Origin of the sequence: Hyphomicrobium sp. CS1GBMeth3 (assembly GCF_900117455.1) — a bacterium.
GTDB lineage: Bacteria > Pseudomonadota > Alphaproteobacteria > Rhizobiales > Hyphomicrobiaceae > Hyphomicrobium_C.
In genome coordinates, this window is record NZ_FPHO01000003.1 from 812,548 (window position 1) to 827,603 (window position 15,056).

At 63.5% G+C, this 15,056-nt stretch carries 12 protein-coding genes; 7 read left to right on the forward strand and 5 right to left on the reverse strand.

Translation table 11 applies throughout. The features are described from left to right. Positions 1-2: 2 nt before the first annotated feature. Positions 3-1,517, reverse strand: a complete 1,515-nt coding sequence (locus CS1GBM3_RS11075; RefSeq protein WP_072395352.1) for an undecaprenyl-phosphate glucose phosphotransferase — start codon at positions 1,515-1,517, stop codon at positions 3-5. A gap of 171 nt (positions 1,518-1,688) precedes the next feature. Further along, positions 1,689-2,537, reverse strand: coding sequence for a fumarylacetoacetate hydrolase family protein (locus tag CS1GBM3_RS11080; protein ID WP_072395353.1), 849 nt, complete (start codon positions 2,535-2,537; stop codon positions 1,689-1,691). 53 nt (positions 2,538-2,590) lie between these two features. Between CS1GBM3_RS11080 and CS1GBM3_RS11085 the strand changes: the two genes are divergently transcribed. From CS1GBM3_RS11085 to CS1GBM3_RS11105, 5 genes are all read left to right on the forward strand, one after another. Further along, a complete protein-coding gene (locus tag CS1GBM3_RS11085; RefSeq protein WP_072395354.1) occupies positions 2,591-3,469 on the forward strand; it encodes an alpha/beta fold hydrolase in 879 nt (292 codons plus the stop codon). Between the two features lie 102 nt (positions 3,470-3,571). Then, entirely contained in the window at positions 3,572-5,029 is a 1,458-nt protein-coding gene (locus CS1GBM3_RS11090; protein ID WP_072395356.1) for a DUF4332 domain-containing protein, read from the forward strand. Positions 5,030-5,154: 125 nt separating this feature from the next. Further along, the gene (locus tag CS1GBM3_RS11095) at positions 5,155-5,724 is read left to right on the forward strand and encodes a hypothetical protein (protein WP_072395358.1); all 570 of its coding nucleotides are present in this window, start codon (positions 5,155-5,157) and stop codon (positions 5,722-5,724) included. 5 nt (positions 5,725-5,729) lie between these two features. Continuing rightward, positions 5,730-6,509: a cobalamin-binding protein gene (locus tag CS1GBM3_RS11100; RefSeq protein WP_072395360.1), complete on the forward strand. Its 780-nt coding sequence runs from the start codon at positions 5,730-5,732 to the stop codon at positions 6,507-6,509. Between the two features lie 133 nt (positions 6,510-6,642). After that, positions 6,643-7,854 (forward strand): glycosyltransferase family 4 protein, encoded by a 1,212-nt coding sequence (locus CS1GBM3_RS11105; RefSeq protein WP_072397433.1) that lies wholly within the window; start codon positions 6,643-6,645, stop codon positions 7,852-7,854. A 16-nt stretch (positions 7,855-7,870) separates the two neighbouring features. Here CS1GBM3_RS11105 and CS1GBM3_RS11110 read toward each other — a convergent pair whose 3' ends face one another. Continuing rightward, positions 7,871-9,667, reverse strand: a complete 1,797-nt coding sequence (locus CS1GBM3_RS11110) for a polysaccharide biosynthesis tyrosine autokinase (protein WP_072395362.1) — start codon at positions 9,665-9,667, stop codon at positions 7,871-7,873. 417 nt (positions 9,668-10,084) lie between these two features. Here CS1GBM3_RS11110 and CS1GBM3_RS11115 point away from each other — a divergent pair, with 417 nt between their 5' ends. After that, positions 10,085-11,419, forward strand: coding sequence for a polysaccharide biosynthesis/export family protein (locus CS1GBM3_RS11115; protein ID WP_171946481.1), 1,335 nt, complete (start codon positions 10,085-10,087; stop codon positions 11,417-11,419). 44 nt (positions 11,420-11,463) lie between these two features. Then, positions 11,464-12,480 (forward strand): glycosyltransferase family 2 protein, encoded by a 1,017-nt coding sequence (locus tag CS1GBM3_RS11120; RefSeq protein ID WP_072395366.1) that lies wholly within the window; start codon positions 11,464-11,466, stop codon positions 12,478-12,480. Here the strand turns inward: CS1GBM3_RS11120 and CS1GBM3_RS11125 are convergent. After that, a complete protein-coding gene (locus CS1GBM3_RS11125; protein WP_083567467.1) occupies positions 12,467-13,978 on the reverse strand; it encodes a lipopolysaccharide biosynthesis protein in 1,512 nt (503 codons plus the stop codon). The two genes, CS1GBM3_RS11120 and CS1GBM3_RS11125, sit on opposite strands and share 14 nt — an antisense overlap. Continuing rightward, complete coding sequence (locus CS1GBM3_RS11130) at positions 13,975-15,027, reverse strand: phosphoribosyltransferase family protein (RefSeq protein WP_072395368.1); 1,053 nt, start codon at positions 15,025-15,027, stop codon at positions 13,975-13,977. Before CS1GBM3_RS11130 ends, CS1GBM3_RS11125 begins: the two co-directional genes overlap by 4 nt. Positions 15,028-15,056 lie beyond the last annotated feature (29 nt).

Genomic DNA, 15,056 nt, shown 5'->3' on the forward strand with positions numbered 1-15,056 from the left:
GGCTAATACGCGTTCTTGCCGGTGAGAAGGGAAAACGGCGTGGATGCAATGATGTAGAGATCGAACAGCAGAGACCAGTTGTCGATGTAGTAGAGATCAGCTTCAACGCGGCGCTGGATCTTCTCGTGCGTATCCGTCTCGCCGCGCCAGCCGGTGATCTGCGCCCACCCCGTGACGCCGGGCTTCACGCGATGGCGCGCGAAGTATTCGCCGACGACGGCTTGGTAGAGGTCGGAGCTGGCCTTGGCCTCCGTCGCGTGCGGACGCGGACCGACCAGAGACATCTCCCCTTTGAGCACGTTGAAAAGCTGCGGCAGCTCGTCGAGGCTGGTCTTGCGGATGAAGCGGCCGACGCGCGTCACGCGCGGATCGTTACGCGTGACTAGTTTGGAGGCGGACGCGTCCGACTTGTCGGCATACATCGAGCGGAACTTGAACACCTCAATCAGCTCGTTGTCGAAGCCGTAGCGCCGCTGCTTGAACAGGGCCGGCCCCTTACTTTCAAGCCGAATGGCCAACGCCACGAGCGCCATGACGGGCGCCGCGAGCACAAGCAACAGCCCGCCGATCACGCGATCCTCGATATTCTTAATGACCCGATCCCAATCGGTCAGCGGCCGGTCCATCAGCGCCAGCATCGGGACGCGGCCGACATAGCTGTAAGCGCTCGAGCTGAGGCGCAGCCTGGAGCCGAGCGCGGAGATGCGAATATCGACGGGCAGCGCGAACAGGATCTTGAGGATCTGCATCAAGCGCTGCTCGGCCGTCATCGGAACCGTGACGATGATCAGGTCGACGCCTTCGTTGCGGCTATAGGCCGGAAGATCATCGAACGTTCCAAGTTTGGGATAACCCGCGGTGCTGGCCGACGAGCGCTCGTCGGAGCGGTCGTCGAACACGCCGAGGATGGCGAGCTCGTTGTGGTTGCCGGCTTCAAGCGTTTCGATCAGGTGCTCGGCTTCTGGCCCACCGCCGACGATGACCGTCCGGCGCACAAGACGCCCGGCTTCCGTCAGGCGAACGAGAATACGCGCAAGGATGTAGCGAACCGACGACATCAGCGCGATGGCGGAGATGAGCCACGCCAGTCCGGTCGCAGGCGCGAAGGTGGGCAAATGCAGGAGATAGCCCGCCCCCGCCGCGATGCAGAAGACGAACCCGGCGCTCTTCACGATCTTTCCGACTTGCTCAGCCGGCCGGCGCAGCGCGTGCACCGAGTAGGACCAGTTTCGGCGTAGCGCGAGCATCGTCATGAGCGAAATGACAAAGATCCAACCACCGATCATCGTCGCCGTCTCGCTGCCGTCCCCAAAGGCGCGGAATGCCACGATCCCCGTCCCCACCAGAATGAGGACGTCGATCAGGGACGTCGCAAACAGGAGCTTCGGCCGCGAGATCGCGCGACGCTTGTCGCTGAACACGGCATCGATGCCCCGCCCCAACGCCGCAACAAGGCCGGAATCGCCGTGCCTCTTGGTCTCGACTTTATCGGATTGATGATGAAACAGGATGGCCATGGCCGCACGACTGCCCGCGCAAAACTTGGCCTTTGACCATGAGGAAGGTTCGTCTCGAACCCGTAAAATTTTCCGGGGGTGAAGCTGCCTGAGCGAGGCCGCGCGGCACGAGTTGTCCGCTATGGTTAGCGACCCGTTACCGCGCGTTTCGCAATCGATCCTTGTGCGGCGTCAGCCAGTGAACGGCACAACCGTCTGCCGTTGCAGGCCGAGCCCCTCGATCTCGAGCTCCATGACGTCGCCCGCGACGAGATACTGCGGCGGCTTCATCACGGATCCGACGCCGGGCGGCGTGCCCGTCGTCACCACGTCGCCGGGCTCGAGCACGCAGAACTCTGTGATGTAGGAGACGAGATACGGGATGGAGAAGATCATCGTCGCGGTCGAGCCCTGCTGCTTGGTCTCGCCGTTGACCTTGAGCGACATCTTGAGATTGCTGGGATCGGAGATCTCGTCGGGCGTCACGAGCCACGGGCCGAGCGGCCCAAGCGTCTCCGCGGCCTTGCCCTTGAACCACTGGCCGTTGCGCTTCATCTGAAAGCGTCGCTCCGAGACGTCGTTGCAGATCGTGTAGCCGGCCACGTAGTCCATGGCGTCTTTCTGCTCGACGTAACGGGCGCGCTTGCCGATAACGAACGCAAGCTCGATCTCCCAATCGAGACGGTTCGAGTTCTTGGGATAGATCACGTCGTCTAACGGGCCAGAAACCGTATTGCCGAGCTTGTTGAAGATCACCGGCTCCGACGGCACTTCGAGCCCCGCCTCCTTGGCATGATCGGCATAGTTGAGGCCGATGGCGAGAAAGCTCCACGGCCGAGAGACGGGCGCGCCGAGCCGTACACCCGCCGGCGCCAGCGGCAGGGAGGCCGGATCGAGAGCCTTGAGCCGCGCCAGGCTGTCTGGCGCCAGCGTCTCACCATTGATATCGGGCACATGCTGAGAGAGATCGCGGATCCTGCCATCCGCATCGACAAGACCGGGCTTCTCCGAGCCCTTGGGTCCAAACCGTACAAGCTTCATTGATCTTCCCCCAGCTACGCGTATTGCCTATCAAGAACGGCGGGAGGCCGCCGATGTTCGAAGGCTTTACATCACACACCGTCCCCGTGGGCAACGGCGTTGAGATCGCAGCCGTTGCCGGCGGATCCGGCCCACCGCTGCTGCTGTTGCACGGCTATCCCGAAACGCGCGCCTGCTGGCGAAAGATCGCGCCACGCCTTGCCGAGCGTTTCACGGTTGTCGCGGCGGACCTGCGCGGCTACGGGGCCTCGAGCAAACCGCCGGGCGGCGGCGATCACGCCGCCTACTCGAAGCGCGCTATGGCCGCCGATCAGGTGACGCTGATGCGCGCGCTCGGCTTCGAGCGCTTTTGCCTCGTTGGTCATGACCGCGGTGGCCGCGTCGCCCACCGCCTCGCCCTTGATCATCCGGATGCCGTCGAGCGCCTGACGGTGCTCGATATCTGCCCCACGGCGACGATGTACGCCGCGACGAACCAGGCTTTTGCCACGGCTTACTATCACTGGTTCTTCCTGATCCAGCCGCCGGACTTTCCCGAGCGCATGATCGCGAACAACACGAACTATTATCTGCGCCACACCATCGCATCGTGGTGTCGGACGGAGGGCGCCTTCGACGAAGCCATCCTGCGCCATTACGTCGAAGCCTTCTTCGACCCCGCGGCTATCCACGCCGCCTGCGAGGACTACCGGGCCGGCGCCACCATCGATTTCGTCCACGACACCGAAAGCGATGCCGAAGGCCACAAACTCACCATGCCCGTGCTCGCCCTCTGGGGTGGGCGCGGCGTCGTCGGAAAGTCCTTCGACGTCCTAGGCACTTGGCGCGAGAAATCCGCATCCAGCGTCACCGGCCACTCCATAGATTGTGGCCACTTCCTTCCCGAGGAGGCTCCGGACGACACACTACGAAGCCTGCTGACCTTTCTCTGACGCCTCATGCACAGCCGCGACGCCCCCGCGCCTTCCCGCCACGGGCGACTCGCCCCAAGAACGGAATGGGAGAATTCAGCCTGCCCCTGGAAGGGAAAGCACATGTCCCTGCTGTTCCGGATCGTCTACGCCGCCCACGCCACGGGCACACATCACAAGCTGGCGCTCGACGCCTTACGTCATCTGACGAACCCCAACACCGAACGCTGGCAGCGCCTCTTTCTGAAGCACGCCGAGCTTTACATGCAGGGCTCGAAGGCGCCGGACAACGAGTTCAAGGATTTCAAGAACCACGTCCTCCACGTCCGCGACGGAAATTGGGGCGGCGCGCTCGAGAAGTCCGGGAAATGGTATGGCGAGCTGACGGAAACGCTGGCGCGCGGCGACTGGGAGCAGGCCGTCTGGAGCGCAGGCGTGCTGTCCCACTACGTCACTGATCCGGTGCAGCCCTTTCACACCGGCCAGTCGGACGCGGAAAACAGCATCCACCGCGCGGCCGAATGGTCGATCTCAAAAAGCTACGACGCGCTGCGTGCCCAAGGGCTCGCGGAGGGCGCGCCCTACGTCGTCACCACGAGCACCGATGACACCTGGCTGCGCGAGCTCGTGCTGACGGGCGCTGAAAAAGCCAACAAGCATTACGAGACGCTGATCGCCCACTACGATCTGCATAATGGTGTCAGCGACCCGCCGTCGGGACTTGATGCCGTCAGCCGCAAGATCCTCGGCGGCCTCGTCGTGCACGCCGCCGCAGCCTTCGCCGCCGTGCTGGACCGCGCCTTTGCCGACAGCGGCCGCGAACCGCCCGAGGTGTCATTGACGCTCGACACCATCCTCGCTGCAGTGAAAATCCCGGCAAAAACGCTGGCCAAACGGCTTGCGGATGCCGAGGACCGGCGCATCGTCAGCGCCATGTACGATGAGCTCACGGCAACCGGGCGCGTAGAGGCAACGCTGCCCGAAGATGACCGCGTCGTGCGCGACCTATATGCCAAGGAGATCGAGGCCCCGCGCCTCGCCGAACGCGAAAAGGCCCGCGCCGCCGTCATTGCCTCCGCTGCTCCCGCGCCGAAGCCCATTCTCGTTCCCTTGCGCGCATCCGCGAACGCTTCACCGCCCGCTGCTCCGGCAGCCAGGCATTACCTCGCCCTGGCCGACAATATCGAGCGCGCACCCACCATCGGCCCGCGCACCGCCCAGCGCCTGGCTCCGCTCGGCGTCGTCTCAGTTGCAGACTTCCTCGCCGCAACGCCCGGGAAAATCGCGGACGGCCTCACACTGCGCAACGTAACAGCCGAGACCATAACGCTGTGGCAAGACCAATGCCGTCTCATGCTCGACGTGCCGGGCGTCCGCTGCACGCATGCCGAGTTGCTGGCCGGGTCAGGCTATCGCACGGCCGGGAGCCTTGCGGAAGCCGACGAGGTCAAGCTTTCGGCCGACGTCCTGGCCTTCGCCACGACCTCCGCGGGCAAGCGCATCCTGCGCGACGGGGCCCCGCCGGATATCGAGCGCATCAAGGGCTGGCTCGCTGCGGCCCGAGCGGTCCGCGCAGCATGATGTTTTCGCCTGTTTGAAAGCCGAAAGTCGCCCTCTGCCGGAATTACATTGACACGTCTCCGGAGTGGACTATCCGTAGGTCGGAAAGCATCCGGCAGCACCGGAACGGACAGGGAATACGCAAAATGACTGACAGAGCTGCAACAGCGACCAACCCCACATCGGCAACCGCAGGATCCGGCCTTTGGATCGCGCTGATCGCCGGATTGACGGTGATTGGAAGCTACGGCTTTGCCTGCGTCGCGCCGTTTGCAGCCGTTGCTGCACTCGCCGCTCTGACCCTGAACCGCACCGAGGGCCTGATCCTCGTGATCGCGGCCTGGCTAATCAACCAGGCCGTCGGCTTCCTGCTGCTGAGCTACCCGCACACCGCCGACACCTACACCTGGGGCGCGGCTATCGGCGCTGCCTCCCTGTTCGGCTATCTGGCCGCAACGACCATCGTGCCCCGCCTGGGATCGACGCTGCCCGGCATCGTCGCGGCGTTCGCAGCTGCATTCGCCGTCTACCAGTTCGCGCTTTACGCCTTCGGCGTTGCCACGTCCTATGCCGGTGACTCGTTCTCGCTTGCCGTCGTCGGCGAGGTGCTCGCCATCAACGCCGTGGCTTACATCGCCTTCCTGGTGATTCACCGCATCGCGGTCGCCCTCGCGCTGGTGAAGCCGGCGCAGAACGCGGCGACCGCCTCGGCATAAGCCACTTGCGGCGCTATCCGGCCCAGCGCCTCGTCTGCCTCACCGAGGAGACGGTCGAAACACTCTATCTCCTCGGCGAGGAGGACCGCATCGTCGGCGTCTCCGGCTATGCGGTTCGCCCGCCGCGCGTGCGCAAGGAAAAGCCGCGCGTCTCGTCCTTCACGTCGGCCGACGTGGCGCGCATCGCCGCGCTGAAGCCAGACCTCGTGCTGGCCTTCTCCGACATCCAGGGGCCGATCATCCCCGAGCTCGCGCGCGCAGGCCTCTCCGTTTATCTGTTCAACCAACGCGATCTCGCCGGCATCTTCGCCATGATCCGCACGCTCGGCGCCCTGATCGGCTGCAGCGAGAAAGCCGGCGCTCTGGCTCGCGACCTCGAGGCGCGCCTCGCCGGAATCGCGGCGGAGACCCGTGGGCACACGATACGTCCGCGCGTCTACTTCGAGGAATGGGACAGCCCGATGATCTCCGGCATCGGCTGGGTCTCGGAGCTGATCGAAATTGCCGGCGGCACCGATATCTTCGCCGACCTAAGTAAAAAACCGGAGGCAAAAGAGCGCATCGTCACCTCCGAGCAGGTCATTGAGCGCCGCCCCGACGTCGTGCTCGCCTCATGGTGCGGCAAGAAAGTCCGCGTTGAGAGCTTCGGCACACGCGAGGGCTGGGGCGAGATCCCGGCCATCAAAACCGGCCGCATCGTGGAGATTAAATCCCCCCTGATTCTGCAGCCAGGCCCCGCGGCTCTAACCGACGGGCTCGACGCCATTAGGGCGGCCCTGCAGTAGCTCTGGCAACCGAGGCCGGGGGGAACAAGTCCGACCCCATAACGTTACCCCTGTCGGTGTGAAGGTCCGAGAGGGGACGCGTTATTTGGCTCTTCTGAGCGAGCAACGAAATGCGAGCGAAGCCGCGCTTCGCATGCGCATTGTGCTGGCGTGCGCGGCGTACCCCCCGCAGGGCAAAGGCGGCGGCCCCGCCGCCTCGGAAAGCATCGCGCGCGCCCTCCACGCCCAGGGCCACGACGTTCGTGTCATCACTGTCGCCGACGAAGAAACGCACGAGGTGCGCGACGGAATCGACATCCGCACCCTGCGCTCCCCGAACGTCTATTGGGACTACTGGAAAGAGAACCCCCTCTACAAGAAGGTTGCCTGGCATCTGCTCGAGAACGGCAATCCGCGTGCGCTTGTCCGTATGCGCCACGCCATCTCAGCCGCCAAGCCCGACATCGTAATGACGATCAGTTGTGAGAATATCAACGTCGCAACTTGGCTCGCGGCACGCACCCTCGGCATTCCGACGGTTCATGCGGTGCAAAGCTATTTCCTGTTATGCTGGCGCGGCTCGATGTTTCGCGACGGCGTGAACTGTCCGCGTCAATGTCGGTCGTGCCGCTATGCATCGACAGGGAAGCGGCTGCACTCTCACCTGGTTGACGGCGTGATCGCGGAATCGCGCCATATGCTCGATCGGCACGCCGAAGCTGGCTACTTCGCAAAGGCAAAGCAGAAGGTCATTCCCGCTGCGACCGACTGGCCCATAAAAGAAGCGCCCCGCCCCCTCAGAGACACGATCAAGGTCGGCTACATCGGCGTCGTCACACCCAACAAAGGTGTCGAAACCCTCGCCCGCGCGGCGGCCCGCCTCGGAGAGCAGGCGCCGCTCCGCTATTTGATCGCAGGCAGCGGTCCCTCGTCTTACGCCGAGCACGTGCACACCATCTTTCCGAACGGTCGCTGTCAGTCTTTGGGCTGGGTCGATCCGAAAGCATTCTACCCGGAGATCGACGTTCTCGTCGTGCCGTCGCTCTGGGGCGAGCCGTTCGGCCGTGTCTGCATCGAAGCCTTCTCGCACGGCGTAGCCGTGATCGCCGCGCGCTCGGGCGCGCTTCCAGAAATCGTCGAAGACGGCAAGAACGGCCTGACATACCCGGCCGGGGACGCTGAGGCACTCGCAGAGTGCCTGAACCGCATCGAGCGCGACAGGTCTTTGCTCGCCGAGCTTCAGAGAGGAGCCTTGAAGCGGACCCGCGATTACAGCCCCGAGCGGCTTGGCAGCTCGCTCGAGACCTTCCTGGCCGACATCCTACGCGAACGCACAGGGCAAGCACAGCCGGCCAGGGCGACATGAGGTTGCGACGCGCAATCTAGTGGCGGCGTCCGAACTCCGACGGCTCCACCTTGTTCACCACCACGCCGAGCAACCGCTCGACGACCATGTCGCAACTCGCAAGCGCCCGGTCCACATCCTCGATCGGAGTTTTTCCCCACTCGGTCACGACGACGAAAAGCCCGATGGTCGGTGCCGACGCCCGGACGTCGACGCAATCCAGGAGCGGCGGCAGATCGATAAAGATGTAGTCGTAGACTTCTCTCAGGCGAGACATCGTAACGGCCATTGCCGCCGAGCCGAGCACCTCGGCCGGATGCGCAACAGCCGCCGCGGAGGACTCCCCGAGAACATGCAGCAGCGGCCGGTGCTCGACAATGCACTCCCCGATGTCCGCCTGCCCGGATATGAGCGAGGACAGGCCATCGGGAGATTTGGATGCCAGATTGCGCGTCAAGGTCGCCTTTCGGAGATCGCCGTCGATCAGCAACGTCCGTCCACCCGCCTGCGCCGAAAGCAGAGCGAGATTGTAGGCGAGCGTCGTTTTACCCACTCCGGCACGCGGCGAGGTAATGCCGATCACCCGGCCTTGCTCACTCACGCTACGCTCGAGCGCCACTTTGATGCCTCTAAGCCCCTCTCCCGCAATAGAGAGCGGTCCACTTTTTCCAGCACGACTTGCAGGCTGAGCGAACAGCGTGAGCAGTCCACCACGCGAGAGCAATGACCGAACAACGCGAGGAATCGCGCCAAGAACGCGCACGCGCAGTTCCCGCTCAAGCTGCCGCGGAGACCGCACCAGTCTCTCCCCATACTCGCGGGCGAACGCCCCCACCATGCCGAGCGTACCGCCGGCCACCAACGCGAGCGCAAGAATCAAGGGCGTCTTGGGCTTGGTCTTCGACAGTGGCGGCATGGCCTCCGCCAACACGCGCGCTTCCGTCACCGGCAGCGCCTGCTGCTGGATCTGGATGCTCTGCGTATAGCGGTTGAGGAAGGTTTCATATGTCGTTCGTGCGCTCTGCGCCGCGGATTCAAGCTCCCGCAAACGAATAACCGACACGGAATTGGCCAAAGATCCGCTGGCCGCCGCAGGCGATGCCCCGCCAACATTGTTCGTGGCCCTGAAATCGGCCAGTGCCTCGGCCGCCTCACGTGCGCGCTGATTGAGGTCGTTGACGCGGCTCTCGACCCAATCGCTCGACCGTTGCGCCACCTGCAGCTTGGCGCTGAGCTGGTCCACGATGTAGGACTCGCCCACGGCGTTCGCGATGCGGGCGGACTTCACGGGATCGGTCGACGTAAAGGAAATATTCGATACATAACTGCGGCCCGCACGCTCCACCTCAAGCCCCTTCTTGAAGTTGCCCAGGGCGATCTGGCGCTTGATCTCTGCAGGTCTCGTTTTTTTGGGGACACTCCCTCTGACGAAGGCCAATACAGAGCCCAGTAAGCTTGGCCTATCTGGAACGAATTCCGGATCCTCCCAGAGCCCAAGATTATCGATGACGGCGAGCGCGATCTTGTCCGAGCGTAACGTCTCGTTCTGACTGTCCACCACAACCATGTCGACACTGGTGTCAGGTGTTCCGGCTGTTCCGAACGCGGGCGACCGCTTCGTATCCGTCATCAGCACCGCCGTCGCGGTGTACATCGGCGACGCCACCGCCACATAGATCAAGGCCGGGATCAGGACCGCCACCACCGACCAGAAGATGAGCCGCCTTCGCCAGCGGATGACATCGACGATGTCGGATAAAGACCAATGCGCCTGTTGAGGCTGGCCACGGATCTCGATGGCGTGACGGGCGAGATCAGAAGGTACATGAAGCATTGCGTCCCCCAACTTCGGGCGCTCAAAAGATACACGGGCTATCCCTGAAGCCCACGCGAGCCGCCCGATCCGGCATCCGCGCGTGCCGCAAAAGACCAAGCTCGTGCTGCATCGCAACGGCGCTAACGCCGCTCGACAGCTTAGCGTTCCATGGCCGCGACCCAACCCATTGAATGCACCAGGGGAACACAGGCCCCCTTATGAGCGTTTTCGACGCGTGCACTGCAAAAGAACGGGCCCTAGTCAGTAACGGAAACGGGGGTTTTCGGAATGCCTTTGATGCAACGCATCGTAGCCACTCTCGCGGTCTGCCCTGCAAACATGGGCTTTTGGCGAGGTGACAGAAGCGCAACAGCGGTGCGCGACTTCGTAAACGCGAAGAGCATTTGTCGGCGTTTTAAAACGGAGCTGCATAAGGTGCGCCATGCCGACGCAGCCGTTTCTTCGCAGGTGAGTGCGGTCAAATCGCGCACGCATCGATGCGTGCAAACCGTGGTGGCAACGCTCGCCAGCATCCTTTTGCTCACACCTGCTTTCGCCGACGAGTACCGCCTTTCCCCGGGCGACACGATCGAGTTCTCGACCGTCGCCACCCCTGATCTGAGAACACGCGCGCCGATCCGGCTCGACGGCCGCGTCACACTGCCTCTCGTCGGCGATATCGAGGTCGCTGGCCTGACGCTCGAGCAGCTGAACGTCAAGCTGCAGGACGAGCTCGCAACCAAGGTCTACCGGCGCCGCAGCGACGACGGACGCGAAATCCCCGTCATGATCGGTCCGGGCGAGGTGATCGTCACCGTCGCCGAGTATCGGCCTATTTACGTCAATGGCGACGTATCGAAACCCGGCGAGCAGCCGTTCCGTCCTGGCCTCACCGTTCGCCAAGCCATCGCGCTGGCCGGTGGCTATGACGTCATGCACATCCGCATGCAGAACCCGTTCCTCGAGCAAGCAGACCTGCACGGCGACTACGAGTCGCTCTGGACGGACTTCGCCAAGCAGCAGGCGGTTATTCAACGGCTCGAGGCCGAGCTGCAGAACGCCGACGCCATTGACCGCAAGGCATTGCAGGACACGCCCATTCCTCCGTCGCTCGCCAAAAGAATCGTCGAGATCGAGGAGAAGCAGCTTGCCGCCCGCAACGCCGTCTATCGGAAAGACCACCAATATCTCGAGGACGCATTGAAGAAGGAGGACCATCGTATCGTCATCCTCGCGGACCAGCAGAAGCGCGAAAAGGAAGGCGTCGATGCCGATATTGGCGAGTACACACGCGTGAAGGGCTTGTTCGACAAACAGACACTTCCCATCACCCGCGTCGTAGACGCTCGCCGCACGATCCTCTTTTCGTCGACCCGCTATCTGCAAACCATCGTGGAAAAGGGGCGCGCCGAGCGGGGCCGCGACGAATTGCAGTCCCGGCTCGACAAGCTCGCTGACAACCGCCGCAGGGATGTTTTGCTTGATCTGCAGGATGCCAACGTGAAGCTGGCAACCACGCGCGCAAGGCTGAAAGCCGTGGGCGAAAAACTCGTTTACACCGGCCTGGTTCGCTCTCAGCTCGTGCGCGGCCAGGGCTCCAACCCCGAAGTCGTGATCCATCGCAAGCAGACGGAGCCGATCGTTGCCAATCAGGACCAGGAGCTGCAGCCGGGAGACGTCGTCGACGTCGCGCTCCAGAAGCGGATGATCCTAGGCGATGAGCCGCCCGTTGAAAGCAAGCAGAGTAAAGCCGATACCGGCTCTCAATGAGGCCTCGGTCTCCGGCGTAACGCGGACAACATGGCGGGTGAACCATGCAGAAAGCAATCGGCCAGGACGGCATAGACTTCGCGGTCATCATTCCGACCTTCAACCGCGCGGACACCATCGACGAAGCAATCTCCAGCGTGCTGCGGCAGACGCATCCCGCTAAAGAGATCATCGTCGTCGACGATGGCTCGACCGACGATACCGTGCGCCGCCTGACGGAGATGGATCATCCGTTGATCAAGGTGCTCGTCAATGAGCGTAACATGGGTGCCACCGCCTCGCGAAACCGCGGCGCGCGCGCTGCAACGGCCGAATGGATCGCGTTCCTCGACAGCGACGACACATGGCACCCGGAGAAGCTCGCCGCCGAAAGCACTCTCATTGCCTCCGAGCGAAGTGATATCGTCGCCGTGGCCGCCAACCACCGCCTCGTCATCGACGGTCGGGCAGGCGCCTCCTCCACCGCGAAGGAGTTCGTCGCCGATGTCGCAACCAAGCTCCGCACCGAGAACTTCCTCGGCACCTGCTCCTGCATGACCGCGCGCCGCGAACCTTTTCTCGCCATCGGCGGCTTCGACGAGCACCTGAAGTCCTGCCAGGACTGGGACGTCTGGCTACGCATGGCCGAAACCGGACGCATCGCGATCTCAAAACCCGCGCATGTGTTCTACCGCCTGAACACGCGCGACTGCATCTCGACCGACGGCCGGAAACGACAATCCGGCCACCTGCACATCTGGAAGTCGCATATTCGCCGGGGCCGCGAGTTCCGCGGCGATCGCACGAGCCTCGCTCTGACGTTTGCCGATCTCTGCCACAATCGGCACAAGCGCCGGTCCTTCCGAAAGCTATGCCGCTACGCGTTGAAACGGGAGCCGCGCCGGTTTCGCCAGATAGGCGCCATGCTCTGGCACGGCTCGACGGCGCAAGATTACCTGACCTACCGCCGCCGTATGGAGCAGACCCTCGATTTCATGCAGCGGTTGCGGAGCTCCATCGGCTTGCGGCGCTCCGGATCCGCCCCACGCACCCGCGAAGCAACGGCGGTTACACCTGCTTAGCAAGGCGCGTACGGAGGAATTCGGCGTTCCGGAAAAGATAAGCGCGCTTCTCCGCAAAGAGCATCAAGGCTCCGAGATAGACGGCATAACCGAGCACCGCCAGCGCCCCACATGTGAAAATGTTTCCCGCGTCGACCTGAAACTTGAGCGCGAAGAGCGCGGCGGCTGCCACCAGCGTGGCCAACGCATGCGGAGCCGCCATCACATAAAGATCCCGCGCGCTGACAGGACCCTCACGTCCTGCACTCGCCCAGATGACGGGCAAGCGCACGACATAGTCCGAAATCGCATAGGCGGCTGCCACACCCACCGGCCCCCAGGGCATACCCGCAACGAACGCTGCAACGGTGGTCACGGCGCCGAAGAGCCCTAATCGAAAGAAAGCGCCGCCGCGTCCCTGGCTGATATAGAGCCAGCCGACGGTAGACGTCATCACCTGATGCAGACCCGCGATGCCAAGCCAGACGAAGATCGGCGCCGATGCGACCCAGCGCTCGCCGAGCAATAGCCGGAAGACCTCTTCAGCATAGATCGTGGCGAACAGAATGGCTGGCTGCGTTGCGAGCAGCAGGATCGATACGCACTCCATATAGGAGCGCCTGTACCGCTCCGGATCCGAAAGGTTTCGCGACAGCAGCGGAATCATGACCCGCCCGATCGGCGCATGGATTTGCGATAGCGGGAACAGCAACAAGCGGTACGCCCGATCATAAAATCCGAGCGAGATGTCACCGAAATATTTGCCGATGAGAACTTTGTCGGCGTTGCGCGAAAAATAGTTGGCGAGATTGAAGCCAGTGACGCCCGACCCGAACCCGACCATGGCCCGCGTCTCCCGATCGAACGTCGCCTTTCCGGGACGAAACCCGCTGCCGACCCAGCAGCCGACCAGCATCACCAGCGATGAGGCACAGGCTGCCGCATAAAGCGCCCAGTAGCTCTCGAACTGCCAGGCAAGCACAACGCCCACCACGAAACTGGCGCCAGCCGCCACCGCATCGACGAGCGCAAGCCGCCCAAAGCGCATATGGCGATTGAGAAGCGCGAACGGCACGGCCTGAATGCCTGTGGCGATAATCGGCACCGCGAATGCCGCCATGAGGCCTTCGAGCCTCTGATCTCCGAAAAAGCGCGCCACCGCCGGACCACTGAGGGCGAGCAGCGCCGCCAGCGCGACACCAAGACCAACCGCGATCCAGAACAGGGCATTCAACTGCCCTTGCGTAATCTTGTCCCGTTGCACGACGGCTTGCGTGGCGCCGAGATCCTGGATCATCGTCACCAGTGCCGTTACCGTCATCACCATTGCGATGAGGCCGAAATCCGACGGCGCCAGAAGCCTCGCCGAGACAACGGTGAATGCGAAGCCGATGCCGACGCGCCACGCCTGCGCCGCGCCCATGACGAAGACATTGCGCGCCGTCTCGCCCCGCGAGCCGTTCGAAACGGGATCGGGGAGTGCGCCCGCTCCGGGCGCTTCGGGTTGGCTCTGCTTCACGCGCGGCCGCCGGGCCTCGCTTGGCCGCGGCGGCTCAGCGTTCTGAGCGCATCATAGACTTTGGGACTGACAGTGGAGCGCAGCGCACTGCCGACGACCTGCCGCGCGAGCGACGTCGGCGAGCCGGGCTCCGCTCGATACCGCGCGGGTAGTGTGCGAACGCGTTGCGCGAGGGCCAGCGGAGACAGCGGTTCAGGCGTGAACAACTCCTGCGAACCCAGAGATAGCACCGGCTTTCCGGCAAGACGGCAGATCTCACGCGCCTGCTCCCGCTCACTCTCGATGAAAAGCAGCGCACCCGTCGTGCGGCTATAGACCTCCGCCTTGAAGGATCCGTGGCTGCCCGCCTTGAGACGCGCTTCCCGCGACGGAAGATCGAGCATATGTAGCTCGCCGTACTCGATGCCGCGTTTCGCGAGCCACGCCTCGGTTTCCTTGCGGTACTTCTCAAGCCGGCTCGTCACCAGCCAGCCGATACGCCGAGTCGGCGTGTGAAACGGCGGCGCATTGAGAAGGAACTTCAGGTAGCGCTCGCCGTCGTCGTTCTCATCATCGCTCGGGTCGGAGCACAGCACGCCATCGATGTCGACGCAGCAACGCGCCAGCATGTTGTGGTGCATGACGTTCCATTGGAACAGGCGCGGCTGCGGCACCACCTTGAGCGTGATGTCGACCCCGTCGCACTCAGGCGCCGTGCCGTAGACGACACAGAAGCTGAAGGCCACGCCGGGGTGTTCAGACGTGAGCCGGGCCCTTGCGTCGCGTACCGACTGCCCCGTGTCGGCGCTGTCATCGACCACAAGTACGCGCCGCGCCCGCCGAGGATCGGAATCGAACAACTCACGGCGACGCGTCCTGCCCGTCGAAAGAATGCGCCCTGCGAGAAACCCTTCGACGTCCGTCGCCGGCACGTTGAGGGCAAGCGCGAGCAGCGTGCCGGCAAGCAAGCCGCTTCTCGGAATGCCGATGACGAGGTCCACATCCGGGGGAAGAAGTGGCAGACCCGAGATGATGTCGTCATTGAGATCGGCAACGGATCGATAGTGCATCGAGACCTCCGCGGCCCGGATCCGGGCTC

Excerpts from the sequence above, each read along its gene's own strand:
- CS1GBM3_RS11095 (WP_072395358.1), top strand. The coding sequence starts at position 5,155 with ATGACTGACAGAGCTGCAACAGCGACCAACCCCACATCGGCAACCGCA.
- CS1GBM3_RS11090 (WP_072395356.1), top strand. The coding sequence starts at position 3,572 with ATGTCCCTGCTGTTCCGGATCGTCTACGCCGCCCACGCCACGGGCACA.
- CS1GBM3_RS11120 (WP_072395366.1), top strand. The coding sequence starts at position 11,464 with ATGCAGAAAGCAATCGGCCAGGACGGCATAGACTTCGCGGTCATCATT.
- CS1GBM3_RS11085 (WP_072395354.1), top strand. The coding sequence starts at position 2,591 with ATGTTCGAAGGCTTTACATCACACACCGTCCCCGTGGGCAACGGCGTT.
- CS1GBM3_RS11075 (WP_072395352.1), bottom strand. The coding sequence starts at position 1,517 with ATGGCCATCCTGTTTCATCATCAATCCGATAAAGTCGAGACCAAGAGG.
- CS1GBM3_RS11130 (WP_072395368.1), bottom strand. The coding sequence starts at position 15,027 with ATGCACTATCGATCCGTTGCCGATCTCAATGACGACATCATCTCGGGT.
- CS1GBM3_RS11105 (WP_072397433.1), top strand. The coding sequence starts at position 6,643 with ATGCGCATTGTGCTGGCGTGCGCGGCGTACCCCCCGCAGGGCAAAGGC.
- CS1GBM3_RS11080 (WP_072395353.1), bottom strand. The coding sequence starts at position 2,537 with ATGAAGCTTGTACGGTTTGGACCCAAGGGCTCGGAGAAGCCCGGTCTT.
- CS1GBM3_RS11110 (WP_072395362.1), bottom strand. The coding sequence starts at position 9,667 with ATGCTTCATGTACCTTCTGATCTCGCCCGTCACGCCATCGAGATCCGT.